Raw genomic sequence first — 20,981 nt, 5'->3', positions numbered from 1 at the left:
GCTCATCGGCTCTGTAAAACTTCATCATATTCAAATTCTTTTAAAGAGGCTTCAAGCGGCATATTCTTTCCCGAAGTATGAACATGCCGGAATCCGCTGTCTTTTGCCGCTTTTTCCGCCTCTTTGCTGAGGCAGACGGCGCGAATGCGATGTGCTGCCGCTTCGGGAGACATGCCGATGCTTCCAGCCTCTTTCATAAACAGTTCGACACACTCTCTCGCAGAAAACAAGATCGTATCGATGGGAAACTCTTGGATTTCGCGTTTTATGATCGCTGTAAAACGGGTATCGATCGTTTGGTCGTGCGTCGTAAATATCTCGCATTGCGGATGCGGTTTGTTTTGTACCGCCCGGCGGCAGCCGACGATCAGGCACGAACCTGAAAGCGGCGCGTCTTGCTGCAAAAAGGCCGCAAATCCCCGCTCCTCAAGCGCTTCTTTTACAGAAGGATCGGAAGCATAGAGCCTGCCCCGTACATCTCTAATGTCAACCTTCAGGAATGCGAGACGGCTGAAAAACTCATCCGCCGATCTCCTCGACGTGAACAGCACGCTGTCAAAGGTTTCGATCCGCTTTAACAGCGCATCATCCGGAATCGATTTTAGCGGTTTCCACTTTGGCCATTCAATGACTTCAGCGCCTTTTTCCCTCAGCTCGTCTGCCGGCAGGCTTTTTTCCCCGCTTTGAACGGCAAGGATGTTCCGCCCGATCAGTGGCTTATCCTCAAACCAGCTGCGGCGCCGGAAAGACACGATATTCCCGATGACGATGATCGCGGGATTTTTGATATGATGCTCCGCTACTTTTTGCCGGATATCCTGAAGCGTCCCTTTTACGCTCCGCTGCCTGCCCCATGTGCCCCATTGGATGACCATAACGGGGACGAGGGGAGATTTGCCGTGTTTGATCAGCTGCTCTGATATATAGGCGAGATTTTTGATGCCCATATAAAATACGAGGGTTTGAACGCTTCTGGCAAGCCCCTCCCAGTCCATATCAGGTTTGCCTGATTTATCGTGGGCTGTGATCACGGCAAAAGATGAAGCAAAATCGCGGTGGGTCACCGGCAGCCCGGCGTAAAGGGGCGCCGCGATTCCGGAAGTAATGCCGGGCACCATTTCATACGGGATGCCGTATTCGCTGATGGCGGCGGCTTCTTCCCCGACTCTGCCGAATACGCTCGGATCTCCCCCTTTGAGCCGGACGACAGTGAGGCCTTTTAAGCCTTTCTCGATCAGAAATGCATTGATTTCATCCTGTTTCATGTAATGCCGGTTTGGCAGCTTCCCGCAATAGATGAATTCGCACGAATCTTTCGCATGTTCAAGCAGCCGGGCATTGACCAGCCTGTCATACAAAATGACATCCGCTTTCTCAATCAATGCTTTCCCTTTCAGCGTAATGAGTCCCGAGTCTCCCGGTCCGGCCCCTACAAAAAATACTTTTCCATTCCCCATCAACTGTCATCCTTCCATCTGCCGATTCTGTGAATGCCTTAGCGGTTTATAAAATGAAGAGGATCACGCGAAAGTGATCCCATGAAGCTCTCAATAAACGATAAACAGGTCTTCCCCGTCAACCACCGTTTCATAGGTTTTGATGCAGCCTGTATCAGGCTCTTGTACTTTTCCGTCTACAAGGCTGATTTTCCAATCGTGCATCGGGCAAAATACGAATTCGCCGCTTACCATTCCTTCGGCAAGCACGCCCCCTTTGTGGGGGCAGCGGTTTTCAACCGCGCGGACCCCGCCGTTCGAAAGCTTGAATACCGCAATTTCCTTATCGTCGACCATCACTGTCTTTCCCAGCCGATCCGGCAGATCGCCGATTTTCGCGACGAAGACCTTTGTCAAATCTTTGTTCACCATGTGAATTCCTCCTCAAAATGGTTTCCGCTTGCCTTAAGATGTAACAACACTTTCAAACAATTGCTTTGTTGTCTTTTCATCTTCCAAGAAGTTCCTCCACGGATCTTTGTGGACAGACAGCGCTTCATCCATGCGTTCATTCAATTCTTTGCGCTTCGCTTCATCGTTCAATACGGATTGGACGTGGGACAAGCCGACCCGTTCAAGCCATGCGGAAGTGCGTTCTAAATAGTTGGCCGTTTCCCTGTAATATTGAAGGTAGGCTCCCGTCACTTCGAAAACTTCTTCCTTCGTTTTTACTTTCATCAAAAGATCTCCGGCGCGCAGATGCGTACCGCCGTTTCCGCCGACATAGATTTCCCAGCCTCCGTCAATGCCGACGATGCCGACGTCTTTAATGCCTGATTCAGCGCAGTTTCTCGGACATGCAGAAACTGCCATTTTGATTTTATGAGGTGCGTAAAGCCCTTCGAATTTTTTCTCAAGCTCGATTCCGAGAGCCATCGAATCCTGTGTACCGAAGCGGCAGAATTGTTCGCCAACGCACGTTTTGACAGTTCTGAGCGTTTTGCCGTAAGCAAAGCCGGACGGCATGTCGAGGTCTTCCCAAACTTTCGGAAGGTCTTCTTTTTTGACGCCGATCAGGTCGATCCGCTGACCTCCCGTCATTTTCACAAGAGGAATCTCGTATTTGTCGACGACATCGGCAATGCGGCGCAGATCGTTTGCATTGGTGACGCCTCCGTACATCCGCGGTACGACGGAATATGTGCCGTCTTTTTGAATGTTGGCATGCATCCGTTCGTTTACAAAGCGCGATTCCCTTTCATCATGGTATTCTTTCGGGTTGATCATGCCGAGATAGTAGTTGAGAGCCGGACGGCATTTTGAACAGCCTTCCTCCGTTTTCCAGCCGAGCACATTCATGACTTCTCTCGTATGCGTGAGGCCTTTTTCCCTGATTTCGGCGACCACTTCATCTCTTGAAAGGTCGGTGCAGCCGCAGATTGCTTCTTTTTGCGCTGATGCGTCAAATTCGGATCCGAGCGTATGCTGGAGGATTTCCGCAACGAGCGGTTTACAGCCTCCGCAAGAACGGGAAGCTCCCGTACACGCCTTGATTTCATCGGTTGAGGTACAGCCCTGCTCTTTGATCGCCTGAATGATCATGCCTTTTGAGACGCCGTTGCATCCGCACACGATCTCATCGTCGCTCATCGCGGCCGTAATGCTCATGCCTTCCTCCTGATTCAAAGGCTGCAGGATTGACACTTTCGACGTTTCCGTGATGTCCGCCCCTTTTTGTATCATAGAGAACAATCTGTTGCCGTCGCTGCTGTCGCCGAACAATACGGCGCCGATCACCTGGTTGCCGCGAAGAACGACCTTTTTATAGATCCCGTCCTGATCATCAAACACTTTGATCGCTTTTTTGCCTTCGTCGTCATCTTCGTTAAAGTCGCCTGCAGAAAAGACCTCAACGCCCGAAACTTTTAATTGGGTCGATAAAACAGAGCCTTCATACGGCTTCGTCTCTATGCCGCAAATTTTCTTCGCAAGCACCTTCGCCTGTTCATAAAGAGGCGCGACAAGCCCGTATGCGATTCCCCTGTGCTCGGCGCATTCGCCGACAGCGTAAATGTGAGGATCTTCCGTCTGCATGTAATCATCAACGATGATGCCCCTGTTCACCGGAAGGCCGCAGTCTTTGCCAAGCTGAACGTTCGGCTTGATTCCGACGGCCATGACGACCAGATCGGCGTCCAGCGTTGTGCCGTCTTTGAATTTTAAACCTTCTACACGTTCGTTTCCGAAAATTTCTTCCGTCTGCTTTTCAAGAAAGAATTTCATGCCCTGCTTTTCGAGCTCTTTTTGCAGAAGACGGCCAGCCGTCGCGTCAAGCTGGCGCTCCATCAAGTACGGAGCGAGGTGGATGACGCTGACGTCCATCCCGAGGTTGAGAAGTCCGCGCGCGGCTTCCAGCCCGAGCAGTCCGCCGCCGATGACGGCCGCTTTTTTATACGTTTTGGAAGCTTCGAGCATCACATCCGTATCCTTGATGTCGCGAAAACCTGTGACGCCTTCTTTGTCAGCGCCGGGCAGCGGCAGAATAAAAGGGAGAGAACCTGTCGCCAAAATCAGCTCATCATACGGCTGAATCCTTCCTGAGTCCGTCGTCACCGTTTTGTTTTCCGGGTCGACTTTGACGACTTCTTCACCCGTATAAAGCTGAATGCCGTTTTCTTCATACCAGCTCCAATCGTTCAATGTAATGTCTTGAATGTCCGTATCACCTTGCAGCACTTTGGAAAGAAGAATCCGGTTGTAATTCGGATGCGGTTCTTTTCCGAAAATCGTGATCTGGAACTGTTCGTCCGACACTTTAAGTATTTCTTCAATGGCCCTTACCCCGGCCATTCCGTTCCCTACAAGGACTAGCTGCTTTTTTTCCACTATGATCCTCCCCTTTTCAAAGAGATTTACAAACTCGCTCAAAAGATGTATTTATTTTACATGTTTCAAGTTATCACAAAATATATTTAATTTTGTAAACTTTTTATGACACTTTATGACAATTTATTCACAATTTTGTCATCAAAGGGGCTTATGCGGACTGCACACACCTTAAAACCCGGCATTTTGCAGGAGGGATCCAAGTCTTCGGCAATGAGGCTGTTCACACTTTGCGAATCCGCCCAATGCATCGGAACGAAAACGGTGTCCGGCCTGATCGACTCGGACCATTTGCTTCTGACGATGATGCTCCCCCTTTTCGATTCGATTTTGACCAGGACGCGGTCTGCAATCTGATATTTTGCCGCCGTATCCGGATGGATTTCCACAAATGATTCAAAATGACGCGCCGCAAGTGAAGCGCTCCTCCTTGTCTGGACGCCTGTTAAATAGTGCGGCATCACTCTCCCCGTCGTTAAATACAGCGGATATTCTTCTGTCGGGCGGTCTTTTTTGACAGCCGGCTCATTGGGGACGACGCACATTTTCGCTTTTTGATCCGGGTGGGCGAATTCCGTTTCAAACAAACGCTCTGTTCCCGGATGCTCCGTTTCGGGGCACGGCCATAAAATGCCGCCTTCCTTTCTGAGGCGCTCATACGTAATTCCGGAATAATCGGCGATTCCCCCGCGGCTTGCTTTCCTCAGCTCTTGAAAAATCTCCTCTGCAGATTCGTATCGGAAAAAACGGCCTTTGCCGAGCACGTCTGCAATATCGCAGATGATTTTCCAGTCGTGCCGCGCTTCACCCGGGCACGGTCTTGACGCTTCCCTTAGAGTAACCCTGCCTTCCACGTTCGTCATCGTACCTTCATCTTCAAGGTAGGATGACGCCGGCAAAATGACGTCGGCATGCCTTGCCGTTTCTGATATAAACAAATCGATCACTGCAAAAAATTTCAATTTTTTCAAAGCCGCTTTGACAAAATCGGCGTTCGGGTTGGATACGGCAGGGTTTGAGCACATCAGAAACATCCCGGCAATCTCCCCTTCATGAACCTTCTTGATCATTTCATAGGCGGAAACGCCTTTTTTCGGAAGCTCCTCTTCCGCAATTCCCCAGACATCCGCGATATAGGCGCGATCCCTTTCGTTTTCGATCGACCGGTACCCCGGAAGCTGATCGCTTTTCTGGCCGTGCTCTCTTGCTCCCTGTCCGTTTCCCTGGCCTGTGATCGCCCCGTACCCGCAGGCGAACTTTCCGATTTTCCCAACTGATATTAGAATATTCAGTAAATTCCTGACAGCTGCTGTCCCGTCCGTCTGCTGCTCGACGCCTCTCGCAGTAAACAGCATCCCCGTTTCTTCCTTGGCGAATTTGACGGCGGCTTTTCGCATCTGTTCAATCGGCACGCCTGTCTGCCCGGAAATTTCTTCAAGGCTAAGTGAAGCGACATGGCGCTTGACGTCTTCAAAGCCCTCAGCCCGCTGTTTGATGAAAGCTTCATCTGTCAGCCGCTCTTCGATGATGATTTTCAGCATGCCGTTTGCAAGGGCGGCATCTGTTCCGGGCTTTAGCTTCAAGTGGAGATCGGCGATGTTCGCCGTCGCCGTTTCACGCGGGTCAATCACGATGATGTAGGCGCCGTTTTCCTTAGCCTTTTCAAAGTACGGCATCATCGTCGGCTGGCATTCGGCGATGTTTGTTCCCGCAAGCATGATCACCCTTGTATACGGAATCTCTGTAAGCGAGTTTGTAAACCCGCGGTCCATCCCAAAGGTTTGGTTGGCCGCTGCGGCTGCAGCCGACATGCAAAGCCGTCCGTTGTAGTCAATGTGCTTCGTTTTCAGAGCGACGCGGGCGAATTTCCCGAGCAGATAGGCTTCCTCGTTTGTGATCGACGCGCTCCCGTAAACCGCCACTGCGTCATGGCCGTTTTCACCCTGGATGCTCATCACCCGTTCTCTGATGAACCGAAGCGCCTCATCCCAGGATACGCGGACAAATTGACCGTTTTTTTTCAAGAGCGGATGCGTGATTCGCTCTGAATGAAGCGCATGCTGATGGGCACTCATCCCTTTCATGCACAAGCGGCCTTTTGTCGTCGGATTATCTTTTCCGACAGCCGTATACTTCTTTCTCGTGACAATCGTTTGTTCGATCAGCTGCATTTTGCATTGCATGCTGCAAAATGGACATTGCGTGTCATATGTTTTCTCGGATTGTACTTCTTTTTGCTTTGTTCGAAAGTATTTCAGCAGCAGTTCTGTCACATTACATCAGCCCTTTTATCGTTTCTTGCACAAGCAGCCTCCGCTCTTTTTCAAGCCGTTCCAACAGCTGCCCGCGGAGATCGTTGTCAAATAAAACCTCCCTGATATGAATGATTCCGGCGCGTTCGATCCACTGCCCGACCTTTTCAAGGTAATTTGCTGTCTCGCGGTAGTATTGAAGAAAGCCTTTGATATATTCTCCGGCTTCCTTAAGCGTCTCAGCCACGGAAAACAACTCTCCCGCCCGGGCGTTTTGCCCGCCGCGTCCGCCGGCGTAAAGCTCCCAGCCCCTGCCCGCCTTTAAGACTCCGATATCGTGCACAGTACAATAGACGCAGTCATCCGTGCAGGCAGAAATAGCGATAGAGGTCTTGGCCGGCATGATGAGGGCTTCCGTTTCTTTCTCCAGCTCGACTGCGATGGCCTGAACGTAATCAGGGTTTGTGCACGCGCACGTTTTGACCGGACCGACCGTATGCTTGTGAACGGCGCAGATCGGCATTTGCAGCTCTTCGCTGACGCTTTGCCCAATTCCCGGGATCTTCAACCGCTGGCCATGCGTCAAAACGGCGTGCGGTATGCCGTATTTTTCAATCGCATCGGCAACTGTCCTCAGCTCATCAGCTTTTATCAGCCCTCCGTACGTTTGCGGAACGATTGTGCAGCCGCCGTCTTCATGCAACAACGGTTCGTCCGCTGTCACACCCGGTTTGATCATCCTTAAATAGTAATGAATCGCCGGCATGCATACGGAGCACCCGCTTCCGGTCTTCCACCCCAATTGCGACATGACGTCTTGAACGGAAGAAAGCTGTCTCATCTGGATTTGTTCGACGACTTCGTCTTCCGTTAATGAAGTGCATGAGCACATCGCTTGTGCGCCCGCGGGCTCTTCATATTCGTGTTCAGCGGCATGGATCAGCAGCTCTTCGATGAGCGGCCTGCATCCCCCGCAGGAGCCGGAGGCTTTTGTACAGCGTTTCACATCGCCAGCCGTTTTTAAATCGTGCGATTTGACGGCTTCGATGATCGCCCCTTTTGACACCGCATGGCACTGGCAGACCGTTTCGCCAAGCGGCATCGAACTGACGGTGCTTTCTCCGCCCGATTGAAAGAAGTTTTTTTTCACAACCGTGATATCCCTTTTCTTGATGATGCTGTCCAAAAGCTTCTGCTTGTTTCTTGTATCCCCGTATAAAATCACGCCGGCCATCTGATCATCCTGAAAGACCGCTTTTTTATAAATTCCCGCCGATTCGTCAACAAGCCGAATCGTCGTTGTTGTATCATCGTCTTTGATTTGTCCCGCTGAAAACAAATCGATTCCCGCTATTTTCAGCGTTGCCGACTGAACCGATCCACGGTACGGTTCGCATTCCAGGCCGCAAATGTGCCTGGCCAGCACCTGTCCCTGCTCATATAACGGCTTGATCAGCCCGTACACGACTCCGTTATGTTCGGCGCATTCCCCGACGGCATACACATCCGGGACGTTTGTCTCCATATAGCCGTTGACAATGATCGCGCGGTTCACATCAAGCCCGCCCGCTTTTGCAAGCCCGATGTTCGGCCTGACGCCGGCGGCCATGACAATCAGATCTGCCTCAAGCTCCGCCCCGTCTTTGAACCGCAGCCCCGTAGCCCGTGATGTCCCCAAAACGGCTTCTGTGTCTTTTGCCAAAAAAAAGTGAATGCCCTGCCGTTCAAGGTCGCGCTGCAGCATGGAGGAAGCCGTCCGATCAAGCTGGTTCTGCATAATACAGGAAGAATGATGGATCACGGAAACCTCCATTCCGAGATTCACCAGGCCTTTTGCCGCCTCCAGACCGAGGATTCCCCCGCCGATGACCGCAGCTTTGCGAAAACGCCCGGCGGCATCTATGAACGCCCGGCAATCTTCTATCGTACGAAAACCGTATACCCCTTCTTTGTCCGCCCCTGGAACCGGAGGGATAAACGGCGAGGACCCCGTTGCGATAATCAGCTTGTCATAAGCGACTTCACGTTTTTTGTCCGTTGACACCGTCCGTCTATCCGTATCGATCTTGACAGCCGTTTCCCCCGCATAAAGAGCGATCCCGTGCTCTTCATACCATGTGCGGCTGTTAAGCGTAATATCTTTTAAACTTGCGTCACCCTGCAGGACGGAAGATAACAACATACGATTGTAATTCGGATGGGGTTCGCTGCCGATGACGGCGATTTGAAACGCATCTCCCGCATGCTTTACAATCTCTTCTATCGTACGGACTCCAGCCATGCCGTTTCCTATTAAAATCAGCTTTTGTTTCCCCATATTCTCCCCTCCCCTTTGCAGCAGCTACGCTATCATTATTTCACATTGCTCCGCTAAAGCATTCAAACCTGTTACATTTCCTGACATACGATTTCAGAAATGGTCCTGTTTTCCTATAAAATATGAAGTTGTTAAAGTTCAACACATTTTCACATTTTTTATCACTTTAATGCTTGTTTCTTTTCTTTCAATCTAATAGGCTATTCATAGAGGAATAACGAATGGAGGGGGAGAATGTTACCGATCAAACGGAGAGAGCAGATTCTCTCATGGATCAAAGAAGAGGAAACGCTGCGCATTTCAGAGATTTCAAAAAGGCTGGATGTCTCGGAAATGACGGTATACCGCGATATTAAACCGCTCATCGAAAACGGCCAGGTCATCAAAACGGCCGGCGGCATCGCCTTAAACCGCCCGAAGCAGCAGCCTGGGCAAATGTGTTCAGTCTGCGGAAGAGGGCTGAATCCGAGGCTTTCCGTGCAAATCGTGAAAAACGACGGTCTGATTGAGCAATTTTGCTGCGCCCACTGTGCGATGCTCCGCTACGAAAAAATCAAAGAAGATATATCACAAATCATCTGCCGCGATTTTTTAGTGGACACGACGATCAGCGCAAAAATGGCCGTCTTTCTGCTCGATGCTGACCTTCATTTGAATTGCTGCCAGCCGCAGGCAATCCCTTTCGCTTCGGCGGCCGATGCCGGGAAATTTAAAACGGGGTTCGGCGGAAAGCTGCTTTCTTTTGAAGATGCGGCGCGCGAAATTCAAAAGACCATGAAAGAAAACTGCTGCAGCCTGAAAACATGAAATTATTGATGAAAGATTGGATGAATGTTATGAAAAGAGCAACTCTCTTTGCGGCGCTGGCCGTTCTTTGTCTCATCCTGCTGCCGAAAGCCGCTTTTGCGCACGCATATATCGTCAATTCAAACCCTTCTCAAAACGAGGAGCTGAAAAAAGCGCCGCCTGAAATCAAAATTGAGTTTAACGAACCGATTCAGAAAGGGTTCCACTCGATAACGGTAAGAAACTCTTCAGGCGAGCGGGTCGATTCGGGGCAGACGAAGATTGATCCGCAAAATCGAAAAATCCTCACGGTAAAGCTGAACAAAAACGTCAAGAATGATATTTACTCTGCTGAATGGAGAGTGGTGTCTGCAGACGGGCATCCCGTTTCAGGAACGATCCCTTTCAGCGTCGGAAACATTCAAGGCGGATTGCCCAAGGACCAACAAAACGCTTCTTCTAACCTTCCGAATGCGGATACTGTGATCGAACGCGTCTTGTTATATACGGGTTTTTCCCTTTTCATGGGATCTTTGCTTTTTCAGCTTGTTTGGCACCGGCCGAAAAACGGATGGTCTTCCGCGATGCGCCGCCGCGTTCAGCGAATAGCGCAGATCGCCCTTCTCCTGATCGGTGCGGCCGTCATCATTCAGCCCTTGCTCCTGACAAAAGCATACGCAGGTGTTTCATGGACTGAAGCTTTTCAGCCACACCTTTTAAAAGAAACGCTTCTTCAGACGTCAGGCGGGACGCTATGGATTGTCAGCATCGTCTTGGTTGCATTGCTTGCCGTTTTCTCAAGCAGATCCGGGGTCGTATTGAAACTCGTCTTCTTTACCGGCCTTCTGCTTGCCAAAGCATTCTCAGGCCATGCCGCATCGACGGATTACAGCTATATGACGGCCGCCATGGATTTCATCCACTTAATAGCGGCTTCTGTGTGGACGGGAGGGCTGGCTGCGCTTGCGCTGTTTTTCGGGAAGGATTGGTTCAAACCCGATAAAGAGCAGATTTGGGAGACGGTACAGCGCTTTTCCCCCTGGGCTTTCGGTTCAGCCGGACTGCTCGTATTTTCCGGGATGTTCAACAGCTTTTTCATCGTCCACACGCTGGATAACCTGTTTCAGTCCAATTACGGAAAAGGGCTTCTCGTCAAATTGGCGCTCGTCCTGCTGATGGCCGGATTTGGCGCGTTCCACTATTTCCGCTCCAGAAAAAAACCGGAACGCTCGCGCGGGAGATCGATCAAGGCCGAATGGGCGATCGGACTTCTCATTCTCGTGACAACCGCCGTCTTCACGAATATTCCGAGTCCTCCGGCGCCTCTCCCGCAGCCGTTTAACGAAACAAAACATCTGACTGACGGAGAAACGCTGTCATTGAGAATCAGTCCGAACATGCCCGGCTCCAATACATTTGAAGTCGTTGTCAGGGACCGGAACGGAGACGTGATCAAAGATATCCAAAAAATCGACATAACGGTTTCCAAAACCGGGCTTTTCAGTGACAGCAAGGAAAGCACCTTCACCCTTGCCAAAAAAGAAAAAGGCGTGTTCCAGTCGAAAAATTTAAATCTGAACGAAGATGGCATCTGGAAAATCCGGGTGCACGGGTTAACGGCATCATTTGACGAAATCAGAACGGTATTTAATGCAAAAATCAATAAAAAGGAGTATTGATCAATATGTTGAAACGAAGCATGTTTTTAAGCGCTGTATTTGCAGCTATGCTGCTCTTCGCCGCACCGGTCAGCGCCCACGTGTCGGTAAAGCCTGACGAATCAGCGGCAGGGTCATGGGAAACCTATACAATGAAAGTGCCGGTTGAAAAAGATATCGCTACGACAAAAATCGTGCTCAGCATGCCAGACGGCGTCGAATTCCAGCAGTACGAAGCGGTTCCCGGCTGGAAAACAAGTACAAAAGCCGGAAAAGACGGCAAGGTCATCAGGGTGACATGGGAAGCCAAGGACGGAGGCATTCAGCCGGGCCAATTCCAGCAGTTTACCTTCACGGCCAAAAACCCTGATAAAGAACAGAAAGCGGCATGGAACGCCTACCAGTATTATAAAGACGGGAGCATCGTCGAATGGACCGGTGACGAAAACGCCGATACCCCGCACGCGATTACCAACATCGTCGATGCTTCCAAGCTCGGAAAAGCCACGGTTGACGGGCACGGCGCGACAACAAAAGAGAGCCCGGCTGAAGCACAAGGCAGCTCAGGCATTCAAACCGCCACTCTCATTTTGTCAATTCTCGCCGTCGTGCTTGGAGGAACAGGCCTGCTTATGGCAGTACGCAGAAAAAAATCATAAACATTTTCAAAAGAGGCTACCTGCCTCTTTTTTTACTGCCGGCATTTCAAAGCGCGCATTAAGAGGATGGCGGTCAGGCTTTAGATCGGCGTAGTCGAAACGGCAGCGGCATTCCTGTTGAATACGGCAGGGCTCGAAAAAGCGCCCGCTTCGACGGCGGTCACACTGTCCTTAACCGAACCTCTCACTTCGCTCCTTCGAGGCCGTACTCGTCAAGGAATCGCCGCCCTTGCTTCAAGGTCAGGCATCGTGCCATATCGCCGGGGATTTTTTATGTCTCTTACAACACTAAAAAGAAACGGGGAATCTCCGCATAAAAAAACAGGGATTTTTCACTTCAATCCCCGCCTCATCTTGTTATATATATCAATTTTACGATAAATCATCGCTTGATACGCCACCAGCTGATCTATTTGCGCTTTTACGTTTTCCTGCTGTTTCTCAAGCATTCCAATCCGTTCGTCAATCGTTGTGGTGTCCTTTACAAATTCCTTTATATCGGAAATTTTCATCCCCGTCGCCCGTAGGCACGTGATAAATTCAAGTGCTTCAATATCCTTGGATTCATAAAGGCGTATTCCGTTTTCATTGCGGTTTACAGCCGGCATAATTCCTTCTTTCTCATAATATCGCAGCGCATGGATCGATAACCCTGTTTGCTCCGATACTTGACCAATGGTGTAGCTCAAATTCATGCCCTCCGTATCTATTCAATTTTTGTCCCTATTATCCATTCGCTAAAACGAGTAGCTCACCCTCTAAAAGGTGAGCTATTATTTATAGTTCCTGTCTCGTCGGTCTTACGATGATTTCATTGACGGCCGTATGTTCCGGCTGTGAGATGGCATAAAGGATCGCAGCGGCGATGGATTCAGCCGGGAGCGAAATTCGCAAAGACTCATTGATGCTTTTTTTAATTTCTTCATTCGAAATGGTGTCAACCAACTCCGTTCTCACTGCACCGGGGCAAATAATCGTTGTGCGGATATTGTTTCCCGCTTCTTCTTTCCGCAAAGCTTCCGTTATCGCCCGTACGGCAAATTTTGTTCCTGAATAGACGGCCCACGTTTTTCTCACGATGTGCCCTGTGACTGAGGAAACGTCGATAATGTGGCCTTGTTTTCGTTTTCTCATGTACGGCAGAACCGCACCAATGCCGTAAAGTACACCTTTCACGTTAACATCGATCATTTGATTCCATTCCTCTGTTTTCTTTTCGTGCAAAAAAGAAAGAGGCATGATCCCCGCGTTGTTAATCAGAACATCAATTTGTCCGAAGGCATCGATCGTAAAACGAACAAGCTCCTTCATCTCCTCCCTCAACGTCACGTCAGTCACTTTATATTCCACTATGCCTCCTTGATTTTCAAGAGCCAGCTTAAGATTCCTCAGACGCTCCTCTCGTCTTGCAGCTAGCACGACCCTAGCGCCGCTTTCGGCAAGCACCTTTGCGGCAGCTTCTCCGATTCCGCTGGATGCTCCCGTTAAAATCACGACTTTCCCTTCAACATTCATCATATCTCAAACACCCTTTCCTTCGTTTAGATATTGATAGTGTAAGACCTAGAGCGCACTCTAGATCAATGATTAATTTAAGATTCGGATACAGAAAAAAAAGAGCCCTCTCCCACTCGGAAAAGAACTCCATTTCCTTTTTAAAAAATAAAGCCCTGAATACAAGATGTACACAGGGCCAGTTTTATATCATTCTGTGAATATCTAAATCTTATTCATCCAATCCGATCGATAAATATTTCGTTTCCAAATACGGCTCGATGCCTTCCAGTCCGCCTTCGCGTCCGATTCCGCTTTCCTTCATGCCGCCGAACGGCGCCTGAACGGTTGACGGACCTCCGTCATTCCAGCCGAGGATGCCGTATTCGAGGCGTTCTGACAAATATATGCCGCGGCGGTAGTTTTCCGTGAAGAAATACGCGGCTAAACCGTAAGGCGTATCGTTGGCAATCTCAATCGCCTCATCGATCGTTTTGAAAGAAATGATCGGTGCGACCGGGCCGAATGTCTCCTCATGCATAATCGTCATCGATAGATCGACATCCGTCAGGACAGTCGGGTGAACGAAATAGCATGCTTTTTCATCATCGCTGTCATATTCGGCTCCGATTAGCACCTTCGCTCCTTTATCGACCGCATCATTGATTTGTTCGACGATTTTTTGGAAGCCTTTTTTATTGATGATCGGTCCGACTGTAACGCCTTCTTCAAGGCCGTTGCCGACTTTGAGTTTGGCGACTTCCGCGCGGAGCTTTTCGGCAAACTCATCTTTCACCGATTCGTGCACGATCAGACGGTTGGCACAGACGCAGGTTTGTCCGGCATTTCTGTATTTCGACAGCATCGCCTGCTTCACGGCGAGGTCGATGTTGGCATCCTCGTCGACGATCAGCGGCGCATGCCCGCCAAGTTCCATCGATACGTGCTTCACCGTGTCGGCGCTGTTTTTGATCAAATGCTTGCCGACGGGTGTTGAGCCTGTGAACGTAATTTTGCGGATCAGCGGATGGCTCGTAAAAATGCTGCCGATCTCCTCGCCGTCGCCGATCACGCATTGCAGAACGTCTTTCGGAATGCCGGCTTCATGTCCGAGACGCACCAGTTCGAGCGCCGTCAGCGGCGTATCGGGAGCAGGCTTAATGATAAACGTGCAGCCGGCCGCAAGTGCAGGCGCCGCTTTCCTGGTGATCATCGCCGCCGGGAAATTCCATGGCGTAATCGCCGCTACCGGGCCGACGGCCTGCCGCGTCACGACAATCCGCTTATTGGTAACAGATGCGGGAACCGTTCTTCCGTAAATGCGCTTCGCTTCCTCGGCATACCACTCGATATACCCTGCCGCATATATCACTTCGCCTGCCGCTTCCTTGTATGGTTTTCCGTTTTCAAGCGTGATCATTTCGGCCAGTTCTTCTTTATGCTCCATGATGAGGTCAAACCACTTCTTCAATAATGAAGCTCTTTCTGCGGCAGATGTTTTGGACCATTTCTGAAACGCCTTATGAGAACGCTCGACTGCTGCTTCTACTTCTTGTCGGGACTGTTGGGGAACGGTCTCGATTTTCTCTCCAGTCGCCGGGTTAAAAACTTCTAGCATGCTGGTCATGTTGAATCTCCTCCCCGTTTTGTTTTGAATTGCTATTGTATAAAACAATGCCGATCAACGTCCATCCAGCCAATATCAGCCATTCATACGGCCACGCGAGCGCAGCCGGCATGCCCGGCAGATAAAAGGCAAGAAAGATAACACTTAAGAGGATAGCAGATATACCAATCGTTTTCCACTTATTGATCTTGTACGGTCTGTTTAAGTCAGGCTCCGTTTTTCTCAGCTTCATGAACGCCGCCGATACGATCAAGTACCCGACGATAATGCCTGTTCCCCCTGCATTGACGATCCACACGAGGGCCGGCCGCCCTAAAAGCGGTGCGAAAAAAGCAAGCGCTCCAAGAAACAAAATCGCGTGTGTCGGCGTTTTATATGTCGGGTGGATATAGCCGAACCATTTCGGAACCATCCCTTTTTCAGACATCGCATAGAGGATGCGGCTCGCGCCAATGATAAAAGCGTTCCAGCTCGTGATGATCCCCGCCACTCCGCCGAGGACGAGCACCGTTCCGAACAATTGGCTGCCAAGCAGGTTCACCATCGCATCAGCGGTCGCCAAAGAGGACGACACAAGCTCGCTTTCCGATAATCCCAATGTCACGCCGAACACGATCAAAAGGTAGAAAATGACCGCACTGATAATCGAGATGATCAGCATTTTGCCGATGATTTTTTTAGGAGCCTTGATTTCTGCGGCAACCTGGGGAATCACGTCAAACCCGACAAACAAAAACGGGATCATGACGAGCACCGACATCATCCCGGAAAACCCGTCTTTAAAGAGCGGTTCGACGTTTCTATAATCGCCGTTGACCAGAGCGCCGCCCAGCAGCAAAAAACCCGTAGCGATGATCGCAATCGTAAACACCGACTGGAAGATAGCTGCCGGCTTAACGCCGAAATAGTTGAGGGCAGTCAGAACGACCGCGCCTCCGGAACCGATCAAAACCCATGTGAAATAGACATCCCAGCCGCCAAGCGTCCACAAAAACCCAAGATGTTCGACAGGCATCACATAGTCGATCACAGTCGGCAAAGCGACCGCCTCGAAGGTAATCACGGACACGTATCCGAACAGCACGCCCCAGGCCGCGATAAATGCGGTTTTCCTGCCAAACGCCCTGAGGACGAAAATCATCCCCCCGCCCGTTTCCGGGATCGCAGAAGAAAGCTCCGCATACGTCAAACCGATCAATATGACAAGAATTCCGCCGATGATAAACGCGAACATGCTGCCTAAAAAGCCGGCCGTCGAGATCCAGTCTCCGGACAGAACGACCCAGCCCCAGCCGAGCATAGCGCCGATCGCAAGGAACAGGACATCCATCTGTGACATTGATTTTTTCATTTGCTGTTTTTCCATGAACACCCCCCTCCCTAGTCCAGCACTGTTTGCAGCGCTTCTTCGATGATGGCGAGCCCTTCGTGAAGCAATTCATCCGTTATGACGAGCGGCGTCAGAAAACGGATGATATTGCCGTTGATTCCTGCCGTAAGTAACAGCAGCCCGTGTTCATTCGCATACTTGGCGATGGCAGCAGCCGCAGCTTTATCAGGCTCGCGCGTGTCCTGATCCTTGACGATTTCGATCGCCGCCATCGCGCCGAGCCTGCGGATTTCGCCGATCTGCGGATATGTCTGCTTCCATGCGAGCGCTTTGTCTTCGATCGCTTTTCCGATTTCTTCTGAACGCTTGTTCAGCCCTTCCTCTTCGATGATGTCGAGCACTGCAAGAGCGGCAACGCAGCCGAGCGGACTGCCGGCATATGTCCCGCCAAGCTCGCCGGGCGCCGCGGCATCAAGCATTTCCGAACTTCCGATCACCCCGCTGAGCGGAACGCCTGCGGCAAGCGACTTTGAAACCGTCACAAGGTCAGGCACGACATCGAAGTGCTCGATCGCAAAGTACTTGCCCGTCCTCGCAAACCCGGTTTGAATCTCATCAGCCACAAGGACGATGCCGTGTTCCTTGCAGAAGGCTGCGACATGCTGGACAAACCGTTTGGAAGGGATGATAAAGCCGCCTTCCCCCTGCACAGGCTCCATGACGACACAGGCAACCGTCTCAGGCGCGACCGCAGAAACAAAGAAATCGTCAAACGCCTGAATCACCATTTCGTCATAGCTCTCATCGCTCATCCCGAGAGGCTTCCGGTAATAGTAAGGAAACGGAGCCTGATACACCTCGGGAGCGAACGGCCCGAAACCGAACTTGTACGGTTTGACTTTGCTCGTCATGCTCATCGTCATATTCGTGCGCCCGTGGAATCCGCGCGTAAAGGAAACGACGGCTTGGCGTTTCGTATACTTTCTTGCGATCTTCACCGCATTTTCCACGGCTTCCGCACCCGAATTTAAGAAAATCGCTTTTTTCTCATGATCACCGGGTGTCAGCCGGCACAGTTTTTCCGCCAGTTCGAGATAGGGCTGATACATCATGACGTTAAAGCCCGGGTGGATCAGCTGATCGGCCTGCTGTTTGACCGCTTCGACGACTTTTGGGTGGGAATGCCCGACGTTTAATGTGCCGATCGCTCCGGCGAAATCGATAAAACGCCTTCCGTCAATGTCATATACAAGTGCGCCTTCCCCTCTTGCCGCAATGCTGCGGTTTCCGTTGCTGACGCCTCTGGCCACATACCGGTCCCGCTTTGCCTGCCATTCACCCGTTGTTAAGACTGCTGTGTTAAGACTCATCATCATCTCTCCCTTTGATTTATTTCTTATAATTCTGAATATTTTTTGGTATGATGAAAAGTACCAACTTAACATTTTTGATGGTACCAGTAGGAGGCGCGATGATTACGATTGCGATTGACCGTTCACAGGATGCGGATTTTATTTATCATCAAATTTATCAAAAGATCAAAGAGGAAATTTTCAGTCGAAACCTTATGCCGGGAAAAAAGCTCCCGTCAAAGCGGGAGCTCGCAGGAGCACTCAATGTCAGCATCAATTCCGTCAATGCAGCTTACCAGCAGCTTCTCGCCGAAGGGTATCTTTATTCTGAGGAAAGGAAAGGCTTTTTCGTGGAACAAATCGAGACGTTTCATGCCGCACGGCACACCGGTCCGCTCCGGCTCGATGAGGAATTGCGCGAAGAGGACGGCAATAAAGACGGCTGGATTTCGTTTTCTCATATGAGCGTGGATACGGCGCATTTTCCTTTTAAAACATGGTTTCGCTGCGAGCAAAAAGCCGCCGCTTCCCATACCGCCGAACTAGGGGAAATGACGCACCCGCAGGGCGCCTACAAAGTTCGGCAAACGTTCGCTCGCTTCATTGCGCTAGCGAGAGGCGTCAAATGCCATCCCGAACAAATCGTGGTCAGCGCCGGGACCCAGCCGCTCATTCACACCATCCAGGATCTCCTCCCTGAATCGGCGGTGTATGCAATGGAAGAGCCGGGATACAGCCGCATTTATCAACAGTTGAAAAATGAGCGGAAACGCGTGGTGACGATTGGGCTTGACCATAAAGGAATGCGCATTGACGATATTCACCGCCTGAATCCGGACGTGCTGTTCGTCACCCCTTCACACCAGTTTCCGACCGGAATCATCATGCCGGTGTCGCGAAGAATTCAGCTTTTGAACTGGGTATCTGACGGAGAAAACCGCTATATTGTCGAAGATGATTATGACAGCGAATTTAAATACGGAAGCGACACGATTCCCGCTCTGCAAAGCCTTGACCGGTCTGAGAAGGTCATCTACATCGGCACATTTTCAAAATCGCTTCTCCCGGGCTTGAGAATCAGCTACATGGTGCTGCCGCAAAAGCTTCTGAAACGGTACAGAAAAAGGCACCATTCCTCGATTCAATCAAGCAGCGCCCTGACGCAGTTTGCGCTTCAGGAGCTGATTGAATCGGGAGAGTATCAACGGCACATCAAAAAAATGAACCAGATCTATGAGGAAAAACGGACAAGATTGATCGGAAGCCTTGAAAAAACCTTCGCCGGCCGGGTCAAGATCAAAGGTGCGAGCGCAGGGCTGCACTTTGTCGCTGATTTTGACACAAAACGGAGCGAGGAAGAGGTTTTGGCGAGGGCAAGGGAAAACCTTGTCGAAGTGTATGGGATGAACCGGTTTATATTAAAGAAGAAAAACAACGCAGACGGCCAGGTATCGCTGGTGCTCGGATTTGCAAAAATCGGCATTGATGAAATAGACGAAGGCGTCTCAAAACTTTATGAAGCGGTATGCGGCTGAACATAAAAGCACCGGCAGGTTTGGACCTGCCGGTATCATTTTTGTTTACCACTGTTCTTTTTCAACCTGAAGGATCGCGCGGATCAATCCCGGAAACTGCTGTTCCAGCTCCTCTTTGCAAAGCGAATAGTAATGATGTTTCCCTTCGATTCGCACCTTGAGAATGCCGGCTTCCCTGAGCACCTTAAAGTGATGGGACAAGGTTGATTTCGCGACATTGATGTTCGTGCAGGCGCCGCACGTTTTTTCGGCTGTATCAGCCAAAGCTTTGACAATTTCCAGTCTGATCGGATCACTCAATGCGTGCAGAACCGAAGTTAATTTCATGTCTTTTATATTCATGGGTTAAATGTATCATAATCCTTACTTCAAGACAATTGTACCAGTTGGTGCAAAATGGTTGCAGCTTCATTACCGGGCATGTTACGATGCAATCGTTCGATGGTTTTCGAACAATGGCAAACCGTATACAAAGGAAAACAGAAGGTATCCTATATTTTATCTGGAGGTTTTTTACATGATCGTATTGCAGGCTTATATGAAAGTAAAACCCGAACAGCGCGAATCCTTTTTGGAGAGCGTACAGCCGCTGTTGAAGCATTCAAGGGCTGAAGCCGGAAACGCACAATACCAGCTTTTCGAAGACACCGAGAATGCCAATACATTTGTCATGCTTGAGCAATGGAAGGATCAAGAAGCGCTCGACGCCCATAATCAAACCGAGCATTTCCAAACATTTGTCAAAGCTGCGGGCGATCTGCTGGCAGAACCGCTGAACGTGTTGCGCACTGAAACCCATTAATATGGAAAGGACGGAGAGTCAAATGAATGAAGTGATGAAAACATTAACAGATCACAGGTCAATCCGCAGCTATACCGATGAGCCTGTAAGCCCTGAACAGCTTGACGCCATCATCCAGGCTGTCCAAGCCGCACCGACTTCGATCAACGGACAGCAGGTCACCGTCATTACGGTTCAGGATCAAAAACGGAAACAAAAAATCGCCGAGCTTGCCGGAGGACAGAAATGGATCGAAGAGGCTCCCGTTTTCCTTTTGTTCTGCGCGGATTTCAACAGAGCCAAAATCGCCCTCGAAAAAAACGGACAGCCTCTTGCGATTACGGACGGAACCGAATCTGTTCTCGTCGGGGCAGTCGATGCCGGCATCGCCCTCGGAACGGCTACTGCTGCCGCTGAATCGATGGGGCTCGGCACCGTACCGATCGGGGCAGTCCGCGGCCGCGCCGAAGAGCTGATTGAGCTTCTCGACATTCCTGAATTCGTCTTTCCTGTTGCAGGGCTTGTCGTCGGCCATCCGGCGGACCGCTCCGCGAAAAAACCGCGCCTGCCTGAACAAGCGGTAAGGCACAGCGAGACATACAACCATGATCTAAAGCCTTTGATCGACGAGTACGATGAAGTCATATCCGAATACATGAAAAAACGGACCAATGGAGCGGATTCAAGAAACTGGTCAGAAGGCATTTCTTCATATTACAGCCGCGTCTACTATCCGCACATACGGGAAATGCTTGAAAAGCAGGGATTTAAGCTTGAATAGGGATCTTCCTTAAGGCTATCGTCAATCGATAGCCTTTTTTTCACTCCACATTTCGATGTGCATCGAAGGATACACGATCTACAATGT

At 50.3% G+C, this 20,981-nt stretch carries 17 protein-coding genes; 6 read left to right on the top strand and 11 right to left on the bottom strand.

Annotated elements, in window-relative coordinates:
- Positions 1 to 2: 2 nt before the first annotated feature.
- The 5 genes from cobA to nirB (NSQ39_RS02650) all read right to left on the bottom strand — a co-directional run bounded on the left by cobA (position 3) and on the right by nirB (NSQ39_RS02650) (position 8,891).
- Complete coding sequence (gene cobA, locus NSQ39_RS02670) at positions 3 to 1,457, bottom strand: uroporphyrinogen-III C-methyltransferase (RefSeq protein WP_175076932.1); 1,455 nt, start codon at positions 1,455 to 1,457, stop codon at positions 3 to 5.
- 90 nt (positions 1,458 to 1,547) lie between these two features.
- Complete coding sequence (gene nirD / locus NSQ39_RS02665) at positions 1,548 to 1,868, bottom strand: nitrite reductase small subunit NirD (RefSeq protein WP_046131613.1); 321 nt, start codon at positions 1,866 to 1,868, stop codon at positions 1,548 to 1,550.
- A gap of 33 nt (positions 1,869 to 1,901) precedes the next feature.
- Positions 1,902 to 4,322 (bottom strand): nitrite reductase large subunit NirB, encoded by a 2,421-nt coding sequence (nirB, locus tag NSQ39_RS02660; RefSeq protein WP_175076931.1) that lies wholly within the window; start codon positions 4,320 to 4,322, stop codon positions 1,902 to 1,904.
- 113 nt (positions 4,323 to 4,435) lie between these two features.
- Entirely contained in the window at positions 4,436 to 6,595 is a 2,160-nt protein-coding gene (nasC, locus tag NSQ39_RS02655; RefSeq protein WP_175076930.1) for an assimilatory nitrate reductase catalytic subunit NasC, read from the bottom strand.
- 1 nt (position 6,596) lies between these two features.
- A complete protein-coding gene (gene nirB / locus NSQ39_RS02650) occupies positions 6,597 to 8,891 on the bottom strand; it encodes a nitrite reductase large subunit NirB (protein ID WP_175076929.1) in 2,295 nt (764 codons plus the stop codon).
- A gap of 234 nt (positions 8,892 to 9,125) precedes the next feature.
- On the opposite strand from nirB (NSQ39_RS02650), the gene NSQ39_RS02645 reads away from it, so the two are divergent.
- From NSQ39_RS02645 to NSQ39_RS02635, 3 genes are read left to right on the top strand one after another with little or no spacing between them, the layout of a single operon-like run.
- Entirely contained in the window at positions 9,126 to 9,698 is a 573-nt protein-coding gene (locus tag NSQ39_RS02645) for a DeoR family transcriptional regulator (RefSeq protein ID WP_046131617.1), read from the top strand.
- 20 nt (positions 9,699 to 9,718) lie between these two features.
- Positions 9,719 to 11,356 (top strand): copper resistance protein CopC, encoded by a 1,638-nt coding sequence (locus NSQ39_RS02640; protein ID WP_272901870.1) that lies wholly within the window; start codon positions 9,719 to 9,721, stop codon positions 11,354 to 11,356.
- Positions 11,357 to 11,361: 5 nt separating this feature from the next.
- Complete coding sequence (locus tag NSQ39_RS02635; protein WP_175076927.1) at positions 11,362 to 11,994, top strand: YcnI family copper-binding membrane protein; 633 nt, start codon at positions 11,362 to 11,364, stop codon at positions 11,992 to 11,994.
- Positions 11,995 to 12,326: 332 nt separating this feature from the next.
- Here NSQ39_RS02635 and NSQ39_RS02630 read toward each other — a convergent pair whose 3' ends face one another.
- The 5 genes from NSQ39_RS02630 to gabT form a co-directional block, all read right to left on the bottom strand.
- Positions 12,327 to 12,683 carry a MerR family transcriptional regulator gene (locus tag NSQ39_RS02630; RefSeq protein ID WP_175076926.1) on the bottom strand — a complete coding sequence of 119 codons (357 nt, stop codon included), beginning with the start codon at positions 12,681 to 12,683 and terminating at the stop codon, positions 12,327 to 12,329.
- 88 nt (positions 12,684 to 12,771) lie between these two features.
- A complete protein-coding gene (locus tag NSQ39_RS02625) occupies positions 12,772 to 13,512 on the bottom strand; it encodes an SDR family oxidoreductase (RefSeq protein ID WP_175076925.1) in 741 nt (246 codons plus the stop codon).
- Between the two features lie 208 nt (positions 13,513 to 13,720).
- A complete protein-coding gene (gene gabD, locus NSQ39_RS02620; protein WP_046131067.1) occupies positions 13,721 to 15,115 on the bottom strand; it encodes a succinate-semialdehyde dehydrogenase in 1,395 nt (464 codons plus the stop codon).
- Positions 15,090 to 16,481 (bottom strand): APC family permease, encoded by a 1,392-nt coding sequence (locus tag NSQ39_RS02615; protein ID WP_175076924.1) that lies wholly within the window; start codon positions 16,479 to 16,481, stop codon positions 15,090 to 15,092. Before NSQ39_RS02615 ends, gabD begins: the two co-directional genes overlap by 26 nt.
- A gap of 14 nt (positions 16,482 to 16,495) precedes the next feature.
- Positions 16,496 to 17,815: a 4-aminobutyrate--2-oxoglutarate transaminase gene (gene gabT / locus NSQ39_RS02610; RefSeq protein WP_175076923.1), complete on the bottom strand. Its 1,320-nt coding sequence runs from the start codon at positions 17,813 to 17,815 to the stop codon at positions 16,496 to 16,498.
- 101 nt (positions 17,816 to 17,916) lie between these two features.
- On the opposite strand from gabT, the gene gabR reads away from it, so the two are divergent.
- Positions 17,917 to 19,332, top strand: coding sequence for a MocR-like transcriptional regulator GabR (gene gabR, locus NSQ39_RS02605; protein ID WP_046131070.1), 1,416 nt, complete (start codon positions 17,917 to 17,919; stop codon positions 19,330 to 19,332).
- A 45-nt stretch (positions 19,333 to 19,377) separates the two neighbouring features.
- Here the strand turns inward: gabR and NSQ39_RS02600 are convergent, their stop codons facing one another.
- The gene (locus NSQ39_RS02600) at positions 19,378 to 19,674 is read right to left on the bottom strand and encodes an ArsR/SmtB family transcription factor (RefSeq protein WP_046131071.1); all 297 of its coding nucleotides are present in this window, start codon (positions 19,672 to 19,674) and stop codon (positions 19,378 to 19,380) included.
- 175 nt (positions 19,675 to 19,849) lie between these two features.
- Here NSQ39_RS02600 and NSQ39_RS02595 point away from each other — a divergent pair, with 175 nt between their 5' ends.
- Positions 19,850 to 20,134, top strand: a complete 285-nt coding sequence (locus NSQ39_RS02595; protein WP_046131072.1) for a putative quinol monooxygenase — start codon at positions 19,850 to 19,852, stop codon at positions 20,132 to 20,134.
- A gap of 22 nt (positions 20,135 to 20,156) precedes the next feature.
- Positions 20,157 to 20,894, top strand: coding sequence for an NADPH-dependent oxidoreductase (locus NSQ39_RS02590; protein ID WP_046131073.1), 738 nt, complete (start codon positions 20,157 to 20,159; stop codon positions 20,892 to 20,894).
- Positions 20,895 to 20,981: the final 87 nt, after the last annotated feature.

Origin of the sequence: Bacillus sp. FSL W8-0848 (genome assembly GCF_038007805.1) — a bacterium.
Classification (GTDB): Bacteria; Bacillota; Bacilli; order Bacillales; family Bacillaceae; genus Bacillus; species Bacillus glycinifermentans.
The sequence above is the reverse complement of the archived record's forward strand: the minus strand, read 5'-3'. Positions and strand labels throughout refer to the sequence as shown.